Annotated in this window: 15 protein-coding genes and 1 pseudogene; 3 read left to right on the top strand and 13 right to left on the bottom strand. The window is 54.8% G+C overall.

Features of this window, described 5'->3' with window-relative positions:
• The first annotated feature begins 103 nt into the window (after positions 1-103).
• Positions 104-1330, top strand: a complete 1227-nt coding sequence (locus WB371_RS19340; RefSeq protein ID WP_336221661.1) for an integrase domain-containing protein — start codon at positions 104-106, stop codon at positions 1328-1330.
• A 126-nt stretch (positions 1331-1456) separates the two neighbouring features.
• Here the strand turns inward: WB371_RS19340 and WB371_RS19335 are convergent, their stop codons facing one another.
• Together WB371_RS19335 and WB371_RS19330 are read right to left on the bottom strand one after the other, a co-directional pair.
• A complete protein-coding gene (locus WB371_RS19335; protein WP_336221660.1) occupies positions 1457-2044 on the bottom strand; it encodes a DUF2913 family protein in 588 nt (195 codons plus the stop codon).
• Positions 2045-2220: 176 nt separating this feature from the next.
• Positions 2221-2401, bottom strand: a pseudogene (locus WB371_RS19330) (SOS response-associated peptidase); the annotation flags it as partial.
• Between the two features lie 247 nt (positions 2402-2648).
• On the opposite strand from WB371_RS19330, the gene WB371_RS19325 reads away from it, so the two are divergent.
• Positions 2649-4283 (top strand): FAD-binding protein, encoded by a 1635-nt coding sequence (locus tag WB371_RS19325; RefSeq protein WP_336221659.1) that lies wholly within the window; start codon positions 2649-2651, stop codon positions 4281-4283.
• A gap of 62 nt (positions 4284-4345) precedes the next feature.
• Here WB371_RS19325 and WB371_RS19320 read toward each other — a convergent pair whose 3' ends face one another.
• From WB371_RS19320 to WB371_RS19295, 6 genes are read right to left on the bottom strand one after another with little or no spacing between them, the layout of a single operon-like run.
• The gene (locus WB371_RS19320; RefSeq protein ID WP_336221658.1) at positions 4346-5572 is read right to left on the bottom strand and encodes an amino acid deaminase; all 1227 of its coding nucleotides are present in this window, start codon (positions 5570-5572) and stop codon (positions 4346-4348) included.
• Complete coding sequence (locus tag WB371_RS19315; protein ID WP_336221657.1) at positions 5569-7053, bottom strand: sodium:solute symporter family protein; 1485 nt, start codon at positions 7051-7053, stop codon at positions 5569-5571. The genes WB371_RS19320 and WB371_RS19315 overlap by 4 nt, the downstream gene beginning before the upstream one ends.
• 31 nt (positions 7054-7084) lie before the next feature.
• A complete protein-coding gene (locus tag WB371_RS19310) occupies positions 7085-7474 on the bottom strand; it encodes a RidA family protein (RefSeq protein WP_336221656.1) in 390 nt (129 codons plus the stop codon).
• An 18-nt stretch (positions 7475-7492) separates the two neighbouring features.
• A complete protein-coding gene (locus tag WB371_RS19305; protein ID WP_336221655.1) occupies positions 7493-8929 on the bottom strand; it encodes a D-aminoacylase in 1437 nt (478 codons plus the stop codon).
• The gene (locus WB371_RS19300) at positions 8926-9570 is read right to left on the bottom strand and encodes a 2-dehydro-3-deoxy-6-phosphogalactonate aldolase (protein ID WP_336221654.1); all 645 of its coding nucleotides are present in this window, start codon (positions 9568-9570) and stop codon (positions 8926-8928) included. Before WB371_RS19300 ends, WB371_RS19305 begins: the two co-directional genes overlap by 4 nt.
• Positions 9567-10598, bottom strand: a complete 1032-nt coding sequence (locus WB371_RS19295) for a 2-dehydro-3-deoxygalactonokinase (protein ID WP_336221653.1) — start codon at positions 10596-10598, stop codon at positions 9567-9569. Before WB371_RS19295 ends, WB371_RS19300 begins: the two co-directional genes overlap by 4 nt.
• A gap of 503 nt (positions 10599-11101) precedes the next feature.
• Between WB371_RS19295 and WB371_RS19290 the strand changes: the two genes are divergently transcribed.
• A complete protein-coding gene (locus tag WB371_RS19290; protein WP_336221652.1) occupies positions 11102-11509 on the top strand; it encodes a helix-turn-helix transcriptional regulator in 408 nt (135 codons plus the stop codon).
• Positions 11510-11528: 19 nt separating this feature from the next.
• Here the strand turns inward: WB371_RS19290 and mobH are convergent, their stop codons facing one another.
• The 5 genes from mobH to WB371_RS19265 form a co-directional block, all read right to left on the bottom strand.
• Positions 11529-13274, bottom strand: a complete 1746-nt coding sequence (gene mobH, locus WB371_RS19285; protein WP_336221651.1) for a MobH family relaxase — start codon at positions 13272-13274, stop codon at positions 11529-11531.
• Between the two features lie 53 nt (positions 13275-13327).
• Entirely contained in the window at positions 13328-13543 is a 216-nt protein-coding gene (locus WB371_RS19280) for a toxin-antitoxin system HicB family antitoxin (RefSeq protein ID WP_336221650.1), read from the bottom strand.
• A gap of 67 nt (positions 13544-13610) precedes the next feature.
• Entirely contained in the window at positions 13611-14240 is a 630-nt protein-coding gene (locus WB371_RS19275) for a ParA family protein (protein WP_336221649.1), read from the bottom strand.
• Positions 14241-14869: 629 nt separating this feature from the next.
• Positions 14870-15070, bottom strand: coding sequence for a glyoxalase superfamily protein (locus tag WB371_RS19270; protein ID WP_336221648.1), 201 nt, complete (start codon positions 15068-15070; stop codon positions 14870-14872).
• Positions 15071-15146: 76 nt separating this feature from the next.
• Complete coding sequence (locus tag WB371_RS19265) at positions 15147-15983, bottom strand: hypothetical protein (protein WP_336221647.1); 837 nt, start codon at positions 15981-15983, stop codon at positions 15147-15149.
• Between the last annotated feature and the right edge of the window lie 530 nt (positions 15984-16513).

The raw sequence follows: 16513 nt of genomic DNA, 5'->3' as shown, positions 1-16513 counted from the left end.
TTCGTAGGCCATTTTTTGTTTTTTGGCCGAAAAATAAATGCGGAAACAGGATATTACGTCACCCATGTCGCGCTACATTCGACGACAACTGAAGGAGTGAATAATGGCTATATCTTCCCGACACCTTTCCGCCGCTGCGGTTCAGAAAGCAAAACCAGCCGACCATGATTATAGTCTGTCTGACGGACATGGACTGACGCTTTCGATCAGAGCCACCGGCAAAAAAATCTGGCGTTTTCGCTATCAGCGTCCCGGTTCAGGGACAAGAACCAATATCACACTGGGCCATTACCCAGCGTTAACGCTGGCTGCGGCCCGTACCCTCCATGATGAATATATTACTTTGCTCGCTCAGGGGATCGACCCGAAACGACAGTCCCAACTGGAGGCTGAGCGCCAGTGTCTGAATACGGAACGCCTCTTTATTAATGTGGCCAAAAAATGGCACAAACTGAAAAAATCCACCGTATCTGCCGAACATGCACAGGAGATCTGGTCGTCGCTGGAGAAAAATCTTTTCCCGCTAATAGGTGAGATGCCGGTCAGCGAGCTGAAGGCACCACAGTTGATCGCCGCACTTGAACCTGTGCGCGCACGGGGCGCGCTGGAAACGCTGCGTCGCCTGACGCAGCGTGTGAACGAAATCATGAAATTCGCCATCAATACCGGATTGCTTGAAGCGAACCCGGCTTCCTGCATTGGCCAGGTGTTTGAAAAGCCCAAAAGAACGCACATGCCCACCATTCGCCCTGAGCGATTGCAGGAGCTGGTACAGCGCATCGAAACCACCAATCTGAATCAGATGACCCGTTACCTCGTGAAATGGCAGCTTCTGACGCTGGTACGCCCCGGAGAAGCCGCCGGGACGATGTGGAGTGAAATCGATACAGAGAAACGGCTGTGGACAATCCCGGCAGAGCGAATGAAAAAAAAGCGTGAACATCAGGTGCCTCTGACAGACGAAATGCTCTGGTTACTGAAGCAGGTTGCTCCCCTGAGCAGACATTCCTTGTTTGTGTTTCCGGGGCGTTGCAGCCAGTACAGTCCGATGAACAGTGAAACGGTGAATAAAGCACTGCGGCGAATGGGGTATACCGGAGAGCTGGTGTCACATGGTTTCCGGGCACTGGGCAGCACAGCGATGAATGAAGCGGGCTTTCCAGCGGATATCATTGAGGCAGTGCTGGCGCATGCCGATCTGAACAAAACTCGCGCAGCCTATAATCGCTCTGCTTATCTTGAGCAACGGCAGGAACTGATGATGTGGTGGAGCCACCAGATAAGCAGCACACTGCCGTTGATGTACGGTGTGAAGACTGACGTCAGCTAGTTGTTTGAGAAGGGGCCAGCGTTGTGCAGGACTCTGACCCCGACTTTTTTACCTAAGCAAAAGACGTCGCGATGGACATTCATCGCATCAGGGGGAAACTGACGGTAGCCTGCAATTCTTCTGGTGCTATCGTATGCCGCTTAAAGTGACAACTGTTAATTCGCTGGAACAACTGTCCTTCTTAACCAATTCAGCAACAAGATTGTGTACGTTAAATGTGGCAATGAAATCGTCGACATCACCGCATATTTTAAAATCGACCGGGGCCACCAGCGCCCCGGTATCTGAGAATCCCGCAGTAAGTGCTGATTTACACACGAAAAAGGCCGGGCCATCAGCATCCGTAACGAACAGTCCGGATGCCCATTCTTCATCGGTTGTCACCACGTTTTCCCAGCCCTGTTCCGTTAAGACGATCACCGCACGGGTCAGCCTTTTCAGGGGATGAGGCTGTGCCTCCTGCCATAATGCTTCCAGCTTCTGTCGCAGGCTTCCTGTCGCCCCCTGTAGTTGCCCCAGACGGATCAGCAGTGTGATATCGTCGGCCACTGCTTTGGGAAATCGCTTTTGTTTCTGCGCAAGCGTCAGCCAGCGCAAAAGAAAAATGTTTTCTGCATAAAGCGAGTCGATGGGGTGATCCTGTCGCGCAAGATGTAGCGCAGTCAGCGCGCAAAAAACCAGGTGATCGATATTGTCGGAGCGGGAGGCAGGCATAATTCTCAGTAAAAGTGAAAGACAGTGCAGTGTAGCCTGGTTTACCGCGGCAGAAAATGCCATTTCTCATAGCCCAATGCCATCAAAAGAAGAGATTTCTGGATTTTGCTATGGCGAAAAAAATTGCCTGAATTTTTTCATAACTGAAAACAAACAGATACTGACTATCCCCGCAGAACAGGATAGAGATGCAGGCGTTCGTTCCGCTCACTCAGTAATAACACTTTGTGCCGGGGCGACGTTGTAGCGCCCGATCGGCACAGGATCGAAAGCAATATCGCGTTCTGCCTCATTTGCCAGGTAAGCAAGGGAGTCTTCGCGGGTCTGTGACTGAGCAAAACGTCCGCATACGGGGATCTCCGGTCAGATGTAAAACACGTTCAGTATGGCACAGCACGGTGATGCGATGTAATGCAATGACACGTTTATCATCATTAACTCATGAAATAATAACTGGATTTATCCTTATGTTTTTATTGTAAAAGAATTGATTATCTCCCGAATTTTGGTTTTCTGGTGGTGTATCAATGTAAATTCACTTCGCGGGATTGCCGGTTACAGCAATCTCATTGTCATGATGTTGTACTTCTTATCTGAGGTTTCTATGTCTGACTTTACAGTAGTGGATAACACGGACACACGATTCAGCACCCTGCAAAAGGGGTTTAACCTGCGCTGGCCTGCTGATGAGGGCGCGGACTATATCTATCTTTGCGACTCCCCGGAGGCGGTGATCGAGGCGGTCAGTGATGCGTTAGCAAAAGGCCGGCGGATAACCGTTCGCAGTGGAGGGAGTTGTTATGAAGGTCTGGTGGCCAACAAACTGCAAGGCGATAATGGCCAGCCACTGGCCATTATCGATCTCAGCGAGATGAAGGGGATGCGTTACGATGAGGGCGGTAATATCACGTCCCCCTGGGATGCATCCGTTCATTATAAATTTTCACTCTCCAGCGGCAACCAGAACTGGGATGGCTATAACAGCCTGTATAAAGCCGCAAACCGTACTATCCCTGGCGGTTCCTGCTATTCGGTGGGAGCTGGCGGGCATATTGCCGGTGGAGGCTTTGGTCTGCTGTCCCGTATTCACGGTACAACGGTAGACTGGCTGTCCGGCGTGGATATTCTGGTGCCCGACGGCAGCGGCGGGCTGGTGGTAAAACATGTCAGTCTGAACAGTACCGGCAGCGAGCGGGATCTGTTTATTGCCTGTCGTGGTGCCGGGGGCGGCAATTTTGGCATTATCCTCAATTACTATTTCAGCGAACTGCCCGTCGCTCCGCAAACGGTCTATCTGTTGACGCTGGCGTATCCCTGGAGCAATTTCACTACCCAGTCGCAGTTTGATACCTTTATGCGGACTTACTGGCAGTGGTTTGCCGACCACGATGCAGAGTGGAACAGCAGCGACCCGACGCTGGCTAACGGCGGCTTGTTTACGTTGCTCAAGGTTCAGCACCGGGCATCCGGGGATATCAAACTGGTCATTCAGTACACCGGTATGGATGGTACGGTGGGCGGGGCGCAGGATCAGCCGTTTATTGATTTTGTCAATGCCATGAACGCCGCTGCGGGATTTACGCCGCGGGTGAGTGAAGAATTAAAACTGCACGGGCCGATGGTGGCGTCCGTCCATCCAGCCAGGCTGTTGCAGGATCCGGTGAGCGATGCCCGGCTGATGGACTGGCTGTACGCCACACAAACGATGAACGGATCGGGTGATAACCGGCGCGGCAAATATAAATCGTCGTATCAGAAAGGGCAGTTCGGCCAGCAGGAACTCAATACCTTATGGAACTGGCTGAATGATGCCAGCGAAACGCGCCTCGACCAGATGCTGGTGCAGTACGACAGCTACGGTGGTTGTATCAATACCCATGACGAAACGACCGATCCGACAGCGATACACCAGCGTCATTCAATACTGAAATCGCAGTTCCAGGTTTACTGGCTGGACGCCGCCGATGATGATTTTTACCTGGACTGGCTGTGGCGCTTTTACGCGGCGTATTTTGCCGATTATGGCGGCAAACCCTATGAAAGTGACAATTATGAGGGATGCTATATCAACTACCCGGACGTTGATATGAAATACACCGACCAGGCAAAAACAACGACAGACCCACTGTGGCTGTCGCTCTATTACGGCGACAAAGCTGCGATGCTTCAGGCCACTAAATCCAGCATCGATCCCGGTAATATTTTCCACTCTGAGTTGTCCATTCCGCCCGCACAATAGCCCCTTCAGCCCATGCCAGACCGGCATGGGCATTGCGTTGACTTACGCTGATGTGGACACGGCTAAAACGCGGTGTCCAGCTCTTTAAGCACCCGGTAGCTGCCATCAACCAGCAGCAGGGTTTTCCACTTGTCAAAGGTCAGGCAGGGATGAGAGAGGCCGAAGATGAGAATATCGCCCACCCTGGCGTCACAACCTGGCGCAAGGCGCAGCATACCGTGTTGATCCATAATCCCCGTGGTGACGATGGTGCCGGTTTTCAGTATCAGCGCCTGTCCCTGCCGGTAGTGGGCGATGGCCTGCGGCAGGCCTGCGTCAAACGCTGCGTCACGCTTACCGAAGTTCGCCACGGCCATCTCCGGCTGTGGCACCGACTGCACCATCGCCACCAGTTCCAGCGCCGGTTTCAGCTCGCCGCCCACTGAACGGGCAGTGGCATCGCGCGCCATCAGCGCATCCTGCGCACTCTGGTAGATGCCGTGATCGAGGGTAATATAGCAACCGGGACGTATCACCATCCGGCAGCGTTCTGGTTTGTCAGCCTCCAGCCAGACGTTACACACCACGTCATACCAGACGCTGCCGCCGCCCGTGAGGATAAACTCATCGTCAACAAACGCCGCCATCCGGCAGGCCAGCGTCGCCGCATCGCGCAGGAAAGCTTCCACCTGTTCCCGCAGGTCATCGCCATGCAGCACGCCTTCATACACCTCCAGTCCGCGCAGACGCAGCCCCGGCAGTGCGGCGATGTTCTGCGTCAGTACCCGCGCGTCTTCCACTGTGCGGCACCCGCTGCGCCCGTCCGGGAGTCCCAGCTCAATCAGCACATCCATCTGCTGGTTTCTTTCAGCAAAAAACGCCGACAGCGTGCGGGCATTGTCCGGGCTGTCCACGCAGCACAGCAGCTCGCAGTCCGGGTACTGCGCCTTAAGCTGCGAAGCCAGCAGCATACTGGCCCTGCCGGTGAGCTGGTTGGCTATCAAGACGCGCTGCACCCCGGCTTTTAACGCCACCCGGGCCTGCCAGATGCTGCCGGTGCCGATGGCCCACGCACCCGCTGCCTGCTGATGGTGAAAAATCCACGGCGTCATGGTGGTCTTGCCATGTGGGGCGAGGGAGACGCCCCGCAGGTCGGCATAGCGCTGCATCCAGCGGATGTTGTTATCCAGCGCAGCGGCGTTGATAACCGCCGCAGGCAGGCAGACATCCTCATGCAGCAGGTTTGGCTTGCTGCTGCATGAAGCCGACATGATGGCGGATTTATGCGTTGTACGACTTAAAGCATTCATCGCACGCTCCTCGCTGGCTCTGTGGTGGGGGTGAGGGGGGCAGGCGTGTTTTCCCGCTCGTCGGTGATGGCCTTCAGCACCACCTCGCGTGACAGGGTGTTTTGGGGCGTCAGCAGCGTGACTACCACGGCAGCCACCAGGCTGACGGACAGCGCCGGAAGCACCGGGTTGCCCAGCGCCGCCGACCAGGCGGGCGTCAGAATGACCCATAATGAGGTCAGGCTGCCGCCCAGCAGGGCGGCGATGCAGCCCGGCGCGTTAAACCGCCGCCAGAACCGGCCCAGCAGAACGCTGATGCACAGCCCCGACATAATCATCGAAATCATGCGGGTGATGTAGTCAATGATGTCGCTGGATGCCAGGGCGAAAACCAGAGCCAGCAGGATAACCAGCACCAGAAACAGGCGCGAGAGCATAATGGCTTTATCCGGCGGCGGCATTTTCCCGGTCACCAGGGTGTAAATATCGCGCAGGATGATGGAGACCCCGGCGATGGCGTCCGAACTGCCGGACGACATGTTGGCCGACATCCCGGCAATCAGTACCACCATCGCCAGCACCGCAGGCAGGGCGCGGGTGGCGTACAGGAAAGCAAAACCCGGGTTATCCAGCGTCGGGGTCATTGCATGCGTTGCCATACCGATAATGGCGGGCAGGAAGGAGAACCCCAGGTACAGCAGGCCGGTGATAATGAAGGACTGGCGAATGGCCCGGGTGGAGGCCGCCGAATAAATGCGCTGACGATAGGAGGGGGTTGCCAGCACGCCGATACCAATCACCACTGCCAGCGAAAGTGCCGGAAGCAGGCCGAGTTTTCCGGCCCCGAACAGCGTTAACGCCTGCGGGTCGGTACGGGCGAGTACCGTATCCCAGCCACCCGCGTAGCTCACCGACATCACTGCCAGCAGGATGAAGCCGAGGAACAACACGACGGACTGCAGGGTATCTATCCACGACACCGCCTTATAGCCACCAATGCCGACGTAGAAGATAAAACCGATGGCGATGATGATTTTGGCTGTAGTGATATCGATGTTTGCCGCCCAGGCCAGATACAGCCCGCCGCCGAGAATATGCGCGCCGAGCCAGCCAATGGAGGCCAGGAAAATCAACATCGCCACCAGATTTTTAACGATACGGCTGCCGCCGGTGTAATAGCAGATTTCCTCGCTCATGGTCATAAAGCGCAGGTTTCGTACCGGGCCGAACAGCCAGGCGGTCAGCAGCAGGCCGGTGGCACCGCCGACACCGTACAGCATCCCCGCCCAGCCGTTACCGTAGCCAAAGCTGACCGCGCCAATGCTGGAGCCGGTGCCGACCATGGTACCGACGGTGGAGCCAAGGGTCAGCAGCAGCGGCAGTTTTCTGCCGCCGAGAATAAAATCCTCACCGGTTTTCTGGTGGCGGGTGACGTACCAGCCGACGGTCATCATGACGAAGGCGTACAGCAAAAACCACATCAAAAATGCGTTCTGTTCCATACTCTGTTCCTTACGTGAAAAGACGGGGGTGTCAGCGTTTTCCGGCGTTAAAGCAGGTGACGTCCACCTCCACCCGGCAGTCAACTACCAGGCCCGCGACGCAGCAGATGCGCGCCGGGGGCGCATCGCCAAAAAAGCGCCGGAATACCGCGTTAAAGGACGGGAAATCGCGCGCATCCGTCAGGATGACCTTCATATGCACAATGTCCTCCCGGCTGAACCCGGTCTGCGTGACAATGTCGAGGCAGCGCTGAATCGCCAGCGTGGCCTGCGCCACAATGCCGCCGTCGATGATTTCGCCGTCCACCATCGGCGTCTGGCCGGAGACGTAAAGCCAGCCATCCGCCGCTACCGCGCTGGCAAAGGGCAAAGCCTGCCCGCCAGCACCCTGAGAACCCTCAGTGCCGAACCGTGTAACCATGTTATTTACCTTCTGTTGTTAAGACATTCTGCTCAGGAACCTGCCTGCCCGGTGGCCGGTCATCTGCCCCTCGTGAAAGGTCAGCACGCCGTTGACCAGCACAAGGTCAATACCTTCCGCCTGCTGCTTCGGGACCGGGAAGGTGGCGGTGTCGCGAAGGGTCTCCGGGTCAAACACCACCAGGTCGGCAAAGAAACCTTCCCGGATGAAGCCGCGCTGTGCCAGCCCGAAGCGCGTGGCGGACAGGCCAGTCATTTTGTGAATGGCGGTGGTCAGCGGAAACAACCGTTCATCCCGGGCGTAAAACCCCAGGATGCGGGGAAAGGTGCCCCACAGGCGCGGGTGCGGATTCGGGTCGCAGGGCAGACCGTCAGAACCCACCATAGTGGCGGGGTGCGCCAGCACGCGCCGGACATCCTCCTCATCCATCTGAAAATAGATGGCTCCGGCGGGCAGCAGCCGGGCGGCGGCGTCATGTAGCCCGGTGTGCCACAGTGCGGCGATGTCCTGCAGTGTTTTACCCGCCATATCCGGGTGCGGTGATGACCAGGTGACAAGAATGTCGTAATCGGCAGTCACCTGCTTCAGGTCGAGGCACGACGAACCGGCGCGGTAAGGGTAGGCGTCGCAGCTGATATCCTGGTGCTGCTGATGGCGCTCCATGAACGACAGTATTTCGCCGCTCCGGCCCCAGTTTTTCTCCCCGGCGCATTTCAGGTGCGAGATTTGTACCGGGACACCCGCGTGACGCCCGATATGAAACGCCTCTTTCATAGCGTCAGTAATACTGTCGTATTCGGTGCGCAGGTGGGTGGCGTAAAGCCCCCCGCATTCCGTCAGCAGCCCGGCCAGCGCGCAGACTTCTTCCGTGGAGGCATTCACGGCGCTGGCATACGACAGGCCGGTGCTCAGCCCCAGCGCGCCCTGCTCCAGCGCCTGGCGCAGCCGGTGCTGCATGGCGGCGGTTTGCGCTGCCGTGGCCGGGCCGTCCAGCGTGTCCATACAGGTGTTGCGCAGGGTGGTGTGGCCGACCAGAGAGGCGACGTTAACCGACGGCGTGGCGGCATTCACGGCATTCCGGTAGCTCACAAAATCCGGGTAGCAAAATTCATCCCGCCCGCCCAACAGCCCGAGTGGGTCGGGAACGACGTCTTTAACCACCGCGCAGGCAGCGCTGATGCCGCAGTTACCGGCAATCACGCTGGTGACGCCCTGAGAGGTTTTTTCGATGTAATCCGGGCGCTTGATGACGGTCAGGTCATCATGGGTATGGACGTCGATAAAGCCCGGCGTCAGTATCCGGCCACGGCAGTCCACCACGTTTTGCGCGTTCGCCTTTATCACCGGGGCAATGCCGGTGATACGGTCGCCGCAGACCGCCACATCGGCGATATACGCCGCCGTGCCGGAGCCATCCATCACGGTGGCGTGTTTAAACAGCCAGTCAGTTTTCATACCTGCCCCTCACTTTGCTGTGTGTCAGCAGTAAACGCCCGGTATGCAGCGATAAATGCCTGCGCCATGGTCTGCGTTTGCTCCGGTGTCTGGCCCGGCAACCAGAGACTGTTACCGGGGGCGACGCCCCGACAGCCTGCCGCCAGATACTCGCCGAGGTTGTCCGGGGTAATGCCGCCGACGGCATACAACGACACTGACGCAGGCAGCACCGCCTTCAGCGCCCGGATATACGCGGGGCCGAAGATACCCGCCGGAAACAGCTTGATATCCTGTGCTCCGGCGTCGATGGCGGTGAACGCCTCAGTGGGGGTGAGGCAGCCGGGTAGTACCTGCATCCGGCAGTCCAGCGCCCGGTGAATCACCTCCGGGCAGGTACTGGGGGTAACCACCAGACGGCAGCCCAGCGCCATCAGATGTTCCACCTGACCGGGATACAGTACGGTGCCGCCGCCGATAAGCACGCGGTCGCCATACTGCTCAGCAGCCCGGGCGAGGCTGATTTCCCAGCCGGGGGAGTTGAGCGGAATTTCAATCGCCTGAAAGCCTGCCTCAATCAGCAGCGGGATATGAATGTTAGCTTCCTGCGGCGTGATACCGCGCAGAATGGCAATGAGAGGAATGGACAAATTCAGCGTCATAAAGCATCTCCTGTGGCACGGCACAGCGCGTCAGTAAGGGCGGGGATGTGTCTGAGCACGGCCATCGCGCCCACACCGGAGAGCGGGGTCTGCGCATCCTCTGCAATCAGCAACGGGGCGACGGTAAAGAACGGGTCGGCGTCAATCAGCGTCGCCAGGGCCTGCGCCAGCGGCGGTTTGCCACAGATAACGAGGCGGGTATCCGGTGTCATTGCCAGCGCCGGGCTGTTTTTCAGAGTCTGAATATCGGTGCTGAGCGTAGCCCCCAGCAGCCAGCCCGCTTTCTGGTCGTGGGTGGCATCAGTAAACAAATCCAGTAGCCGGACGGAAAAGCAGGCGCGGGCGAAACCACTCTCACGACTGGCCTGTGCACCTTTAAGCAGATAACCGGTATCCGGGCTGCGGGTAAACCGGCTCTCCAGCGATGCCGCCAGCAGGGACTGACGGGTCAGCAAATCGAGCAGTTCGCCGGTCATACTGGTGGCGCAGGCGGTGATACGCTGCTCGCAGTCAATACGGACGAATTTGGTGTGCGAGCCGGGCAGAATAATCACCGCCGGGCCGGAAATGCTGTGTAATGCGAGCAGGCCGAAGGTCTCCACCTCCTCGCCACGCATCACATCCATCATCCCGATATTGTCGGCGCTGATATCCGCCAGCGCATTTTTCACGCCAGGGATAAACCAGACGGGATGAGGCGTGATATATGGCATGTCCTGAACCACCGTCGCCTGTGCCAGGTCAGCCAGGGAGACCGGCGCACACAGATGAGGAAGCGGGCATAACCCGGCATCAGAGGTTATCATCCCCGAGGCGACAATAAGGCAGTCACCGGTTAAATCATTTCCGGCCTGCGCCATAGCCTGCGTCAGCGCATGGCGAACCCCCGCCGCTAAAGTCGCGTGGCTTCCCGTCCGGGCAGTATCACGGACGCCAACAGGCTCGCAGGCCTGCGCCACAACAGTGTTATTACGCCAGACCCGCACCCGGGTGTTGGTGGTACCGCAGTCTACAGTGACTACCGACATGCTGACTCTCCTGTAGAGGGGCGGCGGATCGCCGTCCGGGTAAAGCGCAGGAGAAGGGTGTGGTTTCCTGTTGCCGGGAAATGCTGAACAAAAGCCTCAGCGAGGCTGACCATCCGCATAAGATTGTCCTCCGGGTAAAAAGTATGCGGAGCGCACAGACTTACCGGACGGCTATAACGGCAGGGCTGGCTTAACGGTCTGCGGCTCCGCGAAAGGTGATACAGGGTGATAACATTGTCTCTTCCGGGTACTCCTCTGGTGTTGGTACTGTTTTCATTATGTTTTTGTGCGGGCGACGCCGTTTTCAGGGCGAGCGAAAGCGTGGCAATTTCGCCCTGATTATGCGATGCTCGGGGGTCAGGTTTGCAGTGTGGGTTGTCTGCAATTGAATCAACTTAACTCTACATAACAAAAGTTCGAGAGTAAAGCGAAATTCGATCTTTTGGTCGAGTTCGTTGTTTTGGGCTCATTTGAAATTGGATGGTTGCTGTTCTGGTGGTTTTATGACGAGAAGTGAAGAAATAAATTCAGAAGTCGATCGCACGAATTCGTTCCAATCCCGTCTGGCGGAGGCTATGCAGGGAGAGAGTAACTCATCCTTTGCTCGTAAATGTGGCATCACCGAAACGACAATTAGAAAATATCTCAGTGGTAAAGCTCGACCCAGATCAGCAACATTACAAAAAATAGCGCTGGCAACAGGTAGAAAAGCCTCATGGTTACTTGGTGAGGATGATACAAAAGTTCGAGACTCAGGTACAAGCAACAAAGACGAGGGAATGCTCAGAGATACAGAATTGCTTCTTAACCTTTTTAAATTTTTGCCCATTGGGAAAAGAAGCCAATTGCTGAAGCAACTTCTGGAGGAGGTTAAGTTGTGTGTTGAGAATGTCGAACGCTACAACAATTAATAGTTGTGGCGATGATCTGCTACTGCATTACTGACAGATACGGATTATCTTCTGGCACCGTCGGGCCAAAAATCTCCTGCGGATTATCCAGCAAAAACCCTTTTACTTTACGTACCTTCCGGGGACCGCGAACCTCAATCGTCCAGATATTGATGCCGTCGTCACCGCGACGGTGCAGTTTTAGCTTCTGGAACTCTTTCTGAAGTCGACGCCACTCACCGCCGGTTTCCCCGGTGGTGGATTTGATATACAGCTTAAAAATCTCCGGCGATACCAGAAACGCCGCTCCCTCCACCATATGCACGCGCGCCAGCGTATCGTTCACCACAAGACGATGCTCTGCCAGCGCCTGCCTGAGCCAGTCAACAAAACCGCTGGCTGACAGAGATGTGTTCAGCGCCACGGTATGGTCACTGGTGGGGGCAGGACTATCCTTAGTTGCTGCATCCTGTGAGATATTTTCAGCACGAAGGGCTTTTTTCATCGTTGTTGCCCGTCGCGGTGATCCCGGATTGCAGAACGGTAAATACGCAAATGCATCCGGCTCCTCGCTACTGTTTTCGTGAACTGGCGTTGTTGTGGCTGCAGGTAGTGCAGGGGCTTCCGGTGTAAGTGATTTACTGGCAGGCGTCACGGTTCCTGCAAATACCGCCGGGCGGTTGTCGGTATCGGGCCAGACCAGGGCCGGAGAAAAACGCAGCAGCGTCAGCGGTGTGCCGGGCGTCCAGCCGCCGTGAGCCGCGATATCACAGTGCCAGACGGCCTTGTCATCCGGCGTTGGCACAATCAACCCACAGCCCTGCATCTCATCAAATAACCGGCTGTTGCTGTCCGGGATCCCTGCGATACCATGCTGCAGCAGCCAGGCGCGGATTTTATCGGCGCTGGTTTTGCTGATAAGCCACAGCGCATCGCCGGTAAACCAGCCATCCGATCCCGATGCCGTATTGTTGAGCGTAAACGAGGCTCTGACCAGTTCGCGCACGGCGGTGGTGATTTGCCCGGCCAGTGAGGTTTTGGGGCGGGCCAGCGCACGGCGGGCATCGCCGCCCAGATTCTGCGCCACCGACGCCCGGTCGGCATTCTGTACCAGTTCGCCGGGAACACCGGCTTTATCGTAATGACCGCTGATGCAGTACAGCAGGGTGCTGAACAACGCCGGATACTGCGCCAGCCAGCTTAAGGCGGCGGAGAGGATTTGCTGGCACAGCAGGCTGCCCGCCACCGGATGCAGGTGGTAATCGCGGGATGCGCGAAATTTCAGGTGGTACGGGCGGGTCAGCGCCCCCTGCCACGGATACCAGCGTTGCCCGTCATCGGTCACAATCTCCATATCGGTCACGATTTTCCCGCAGTCATGCAGCAGGGCAGCATAAATGACCGCCGCCGTCCAGGCCTCAGTCTCTCTGGCCTGATCTTCCGGCGGTGAATCAGGCGGCAACAGATGGCTCTGGCGCATCTGAGCGGCAAAGGCCATCACTTCCAGCGTATGATCCAGCAGACCGCCAGGATAGGCATGATGATGACTCTCCGAGGCCGGTAACTGCTGCACCAGTTGCGCGAAACGGGTTACCGGTTGCTGATACAGCTCATCAAATAAAGACCGGGGCAGGGCAGTGCGCTGCCAGAGGGTATGCAGCAGCCGTTGTCGTAATGGTGTACTGAGCAGACTTTCTGCGGATACTGGCCGCAACCAGCCAGCATCCGTTGGCGCAGTGTCTGCAGCAGGCCGGGATTTTTTGTGGCGGCTGAACCAGCTACGCATCCTGTATTCCTCTGGTGTGGGTCATGCTTTCATGAATGCCGTCATTCATGACGCTATTGATGAAGCTGTCGGTAGAGCCGCCAGGCTTCCAGCAGCAGCGCCGTTATCGATTTTCCCTCCTCTGCTGCGCAGGCTTTGATCTCCCGGTGCAGGGCCGGATCGATGCGGATCTGGATCGCTTTAACGCCACCCGCGTCATGTTGTGTTGTGGTGACATTCAGGGGCGGCGTTTTCTCCGGACTGAGTTTTGGCGGCGATTTTCTGACCATGGTTGTCCTCTGGCTGGCGGAGTTGATCTCATGAAAGCCGTGTTTCCTGCATTCATGCTTTCCTGATTCAGGCGACGGCTTCCGCGCGGGTACAGATTTCGCGGATAATATTTTCGGCATGGCGGTTAAGGGAGGGCCAGCGGGTTTCGGTAATTGACTGACCGGCATCCAGCGCCAGGCTGTAACCGGCCTTAAATCGCAGATACGATTTGACGCAGCGAAACTGCCATGCGCTGATGGTCTGCATGGCCGATCGGGCTTCGGCCCCCGTGGGCGCTTTGCAAATCACATACAGTATCTTTCTGAGCGGGATACCCCGGTGCAGCAGTTCCCGTCCCAGCAGCAGCGAGGGCTCCAGGTCGTCCAGCGCGGTACCGGTGGCAATTACCACCAGGCTGGAGTGTTGGGCGATATCAAAAGAGGAGATATCCACAAATGGGCGGGTATCGATAATCAGGCAGGCGTACTGGCTGGCGGCTTTCAGCGCCACGCTGTGTCGGCGGTAAACGGCGGTCTCAACGGCGGGGTGAATACTGGCATGGTCGCGGCGCTCGGCCCACTTTGCGCTGGTTTGCTGCTGGCTGTCGAGATCGGCAAGCAGCGTCTGCTGCCCGGCGCGGGCCAGTTCCACGGCGGTGGCGCGGGCAAGCGTTGAGCGGCTGACGCCACCTTTCTGGCTGATGAAGCTGATAATCATAATGGCGATTCTCCGTGAGGCATTCATGAAAAGAGGAAAGCGGGAAAGCAGGCGTTCTGCTGTCGGCGCTATCCTGTTCTGAATCCCGTCACGGGGCTGTAATCAATTCAAATGCCGGAGAAAAAATTGTTCATGAAAGCGGTTTTTCAGCAAAGCGGGTTTTCATGAATGCAGGATATTTCAGCGGGGGTATGGCTTTTGTGTGGTTTGGTGGGGGGGCGTTGGCGGCCTTTTGGGGTAAGCCTGTTACCCTTAAAAACCATTACCCTTACCGGCCTTTTGGGTGGTGGCCTTTTAATGAAAATCTCCCCCCGGAATACATCATGCTGCCGACGGGTTGCTCCCCCAGCATTGTGAGGGACTCTACTGCATAGTAGCCCCTCACAATGCTGGACTATCGGGTCTTGACGGAACAACAGAATGGGTTTACGCCGTGCGTCCGGTGATGGAACTGAGCAGGATAGGTATCCGCTACAGTGTGAGCCAGTACCGCAACAATCTTGAATGTAAATTCAGCACTAAACGCTACATCACCGACAGTCTGCTCAGTGCCAGGAGCGGACATAACGTTCGTATGAAAAAAGGGAGGGAGTGCCAATGGCAATCCCCTTCGTATCAAGAAGAATAAATCAGCTTTGACACAATCGAAATCGGTTTCGAAACGGGTCGTAGACTCCCAGAATATCTCCCCAGCCCTGCTTCACAATTTCCGGGCGACCATAGCCATATCTTTTTTCGTGCAGCGGGTTTCTGAACAACTCAATATTCTGCACAGGTATGAATATCGTTGCTCCCGAACTAGCGTCACTATGGTATTCAGAGAGGTGCAATTACAAACACTCGCGTTCAATGCACAGATACAAAGGTAAGCCGGGCTTGAACCGATGGATTCAACCGGTTGATGCATCACGATGCCAAGCTACGACTGGTATTTTTAAAACATTTTGTAGCCGCTATCACTATAGCTGCAACATGGCTTAGAGCGAAGTTTTCATGGTAGACAGCATTTTCTGATAAATACCTTAAATTGTAGTATTTCACCCACGCATCAATAAACTTTCCTTCTTCTCTATAGTCAAAGCCCATAATATAAAAATCTCCGGTATCTTCATGAAAGATAATGTTTTGAGTGATGTGAGGTATGGTTAATAATTTTAGGTGTACTGGTCCTTTATCAGAGATAAATGAATAACCAATAATCATCTTAACTATTCTTGATGGGACATAATGCTCAAGCAATGAAATAATAAGATTGTTATTGGCAAGTTTCATCCCAGCTAATGCACTACTCCCTGCAGCATTAAACCCATCACCAAGCATTTGATAGTACGTTCCATCACTAACCTGAACTATTGTGTTAAATTTACTCTCTCTATATTTTTTCCTATCTATACTATTTGGTTCTGGGTATACAGAAGTGACCGAATTGATTCGATTTTCATCTAAAACATGAGACCACTCAGCATGTATTATTTCAATGAAATCAGTGTCAACCCATAAATCATCCCCATGGTCAAAAATACCTAAACAATAAATATCATCATCTCTGACCAATGCGACAAGTAGAGCGCCAGTTCTTTCAATAAAATCATTTTTTGAATTATTATTTTGTTTCTTTTTTGATTCTAATTTTTCACCTAAATGAAAATGATGAAGGCCAAAGTCTAATAACATGCCATCATTTTTATTTGTACTATATATTGATTTACTAAGATGTGAGTTTATATTCTCTCCACTTTCCATTTTTTGGATTAGCTTACGAAAACCCCTCTCATTCTCTTTTGGGAAACTTAATTTCGTTGATATATGAACATGTCTTTTTTTTTGGTTTTATTAGTCTTCCGAGTACATTTATGAGGTTGAAATAAGAGCATTCACCTTTTTTAATCTCGATTCCGAAATTATGCTTTAGAATTTTTTTGCTGATCCCATTTCTATCATTCAAGGGGGAAAACCTGACGTTAAAAATAGCAAAGGGAAAGTTATCACTCATAAGTAATCCTGCAATAATTTAAAGAAAAAAGGCTAAGCATGATATCACCCTCATAGTTATGACGTAACCTTAACCGAAAATTAGATAGTCATTTCTAATGAGCCAGGGACTAGACATTCCTATCGAGCCTTAACAGGAGATAAATGAGAGTTGACAAATTAACTTGACACCCTCAATCGATATAACCTAAGGACTAAATATTTATATGTTTGGGTAGAACACAAAGCAGTAACTGGACTGACCTCACGCCCGTAAACAAATTATGTCCTCACAGCGAGGC

Source organism: Citrobacter amalonaticus (assembly GCF_037053465.1).
Classification (GTDB): Bacteria; Pseudomonadota; Gammaproteobacteria; order Enterobacterales; family Enterobacteriaceae; genus Citrobacter_A; species Citrobacter_A amalonaticus_H.
This window is presented reverse-complemented; position numbering and strand designations above follow the sequence as displayed.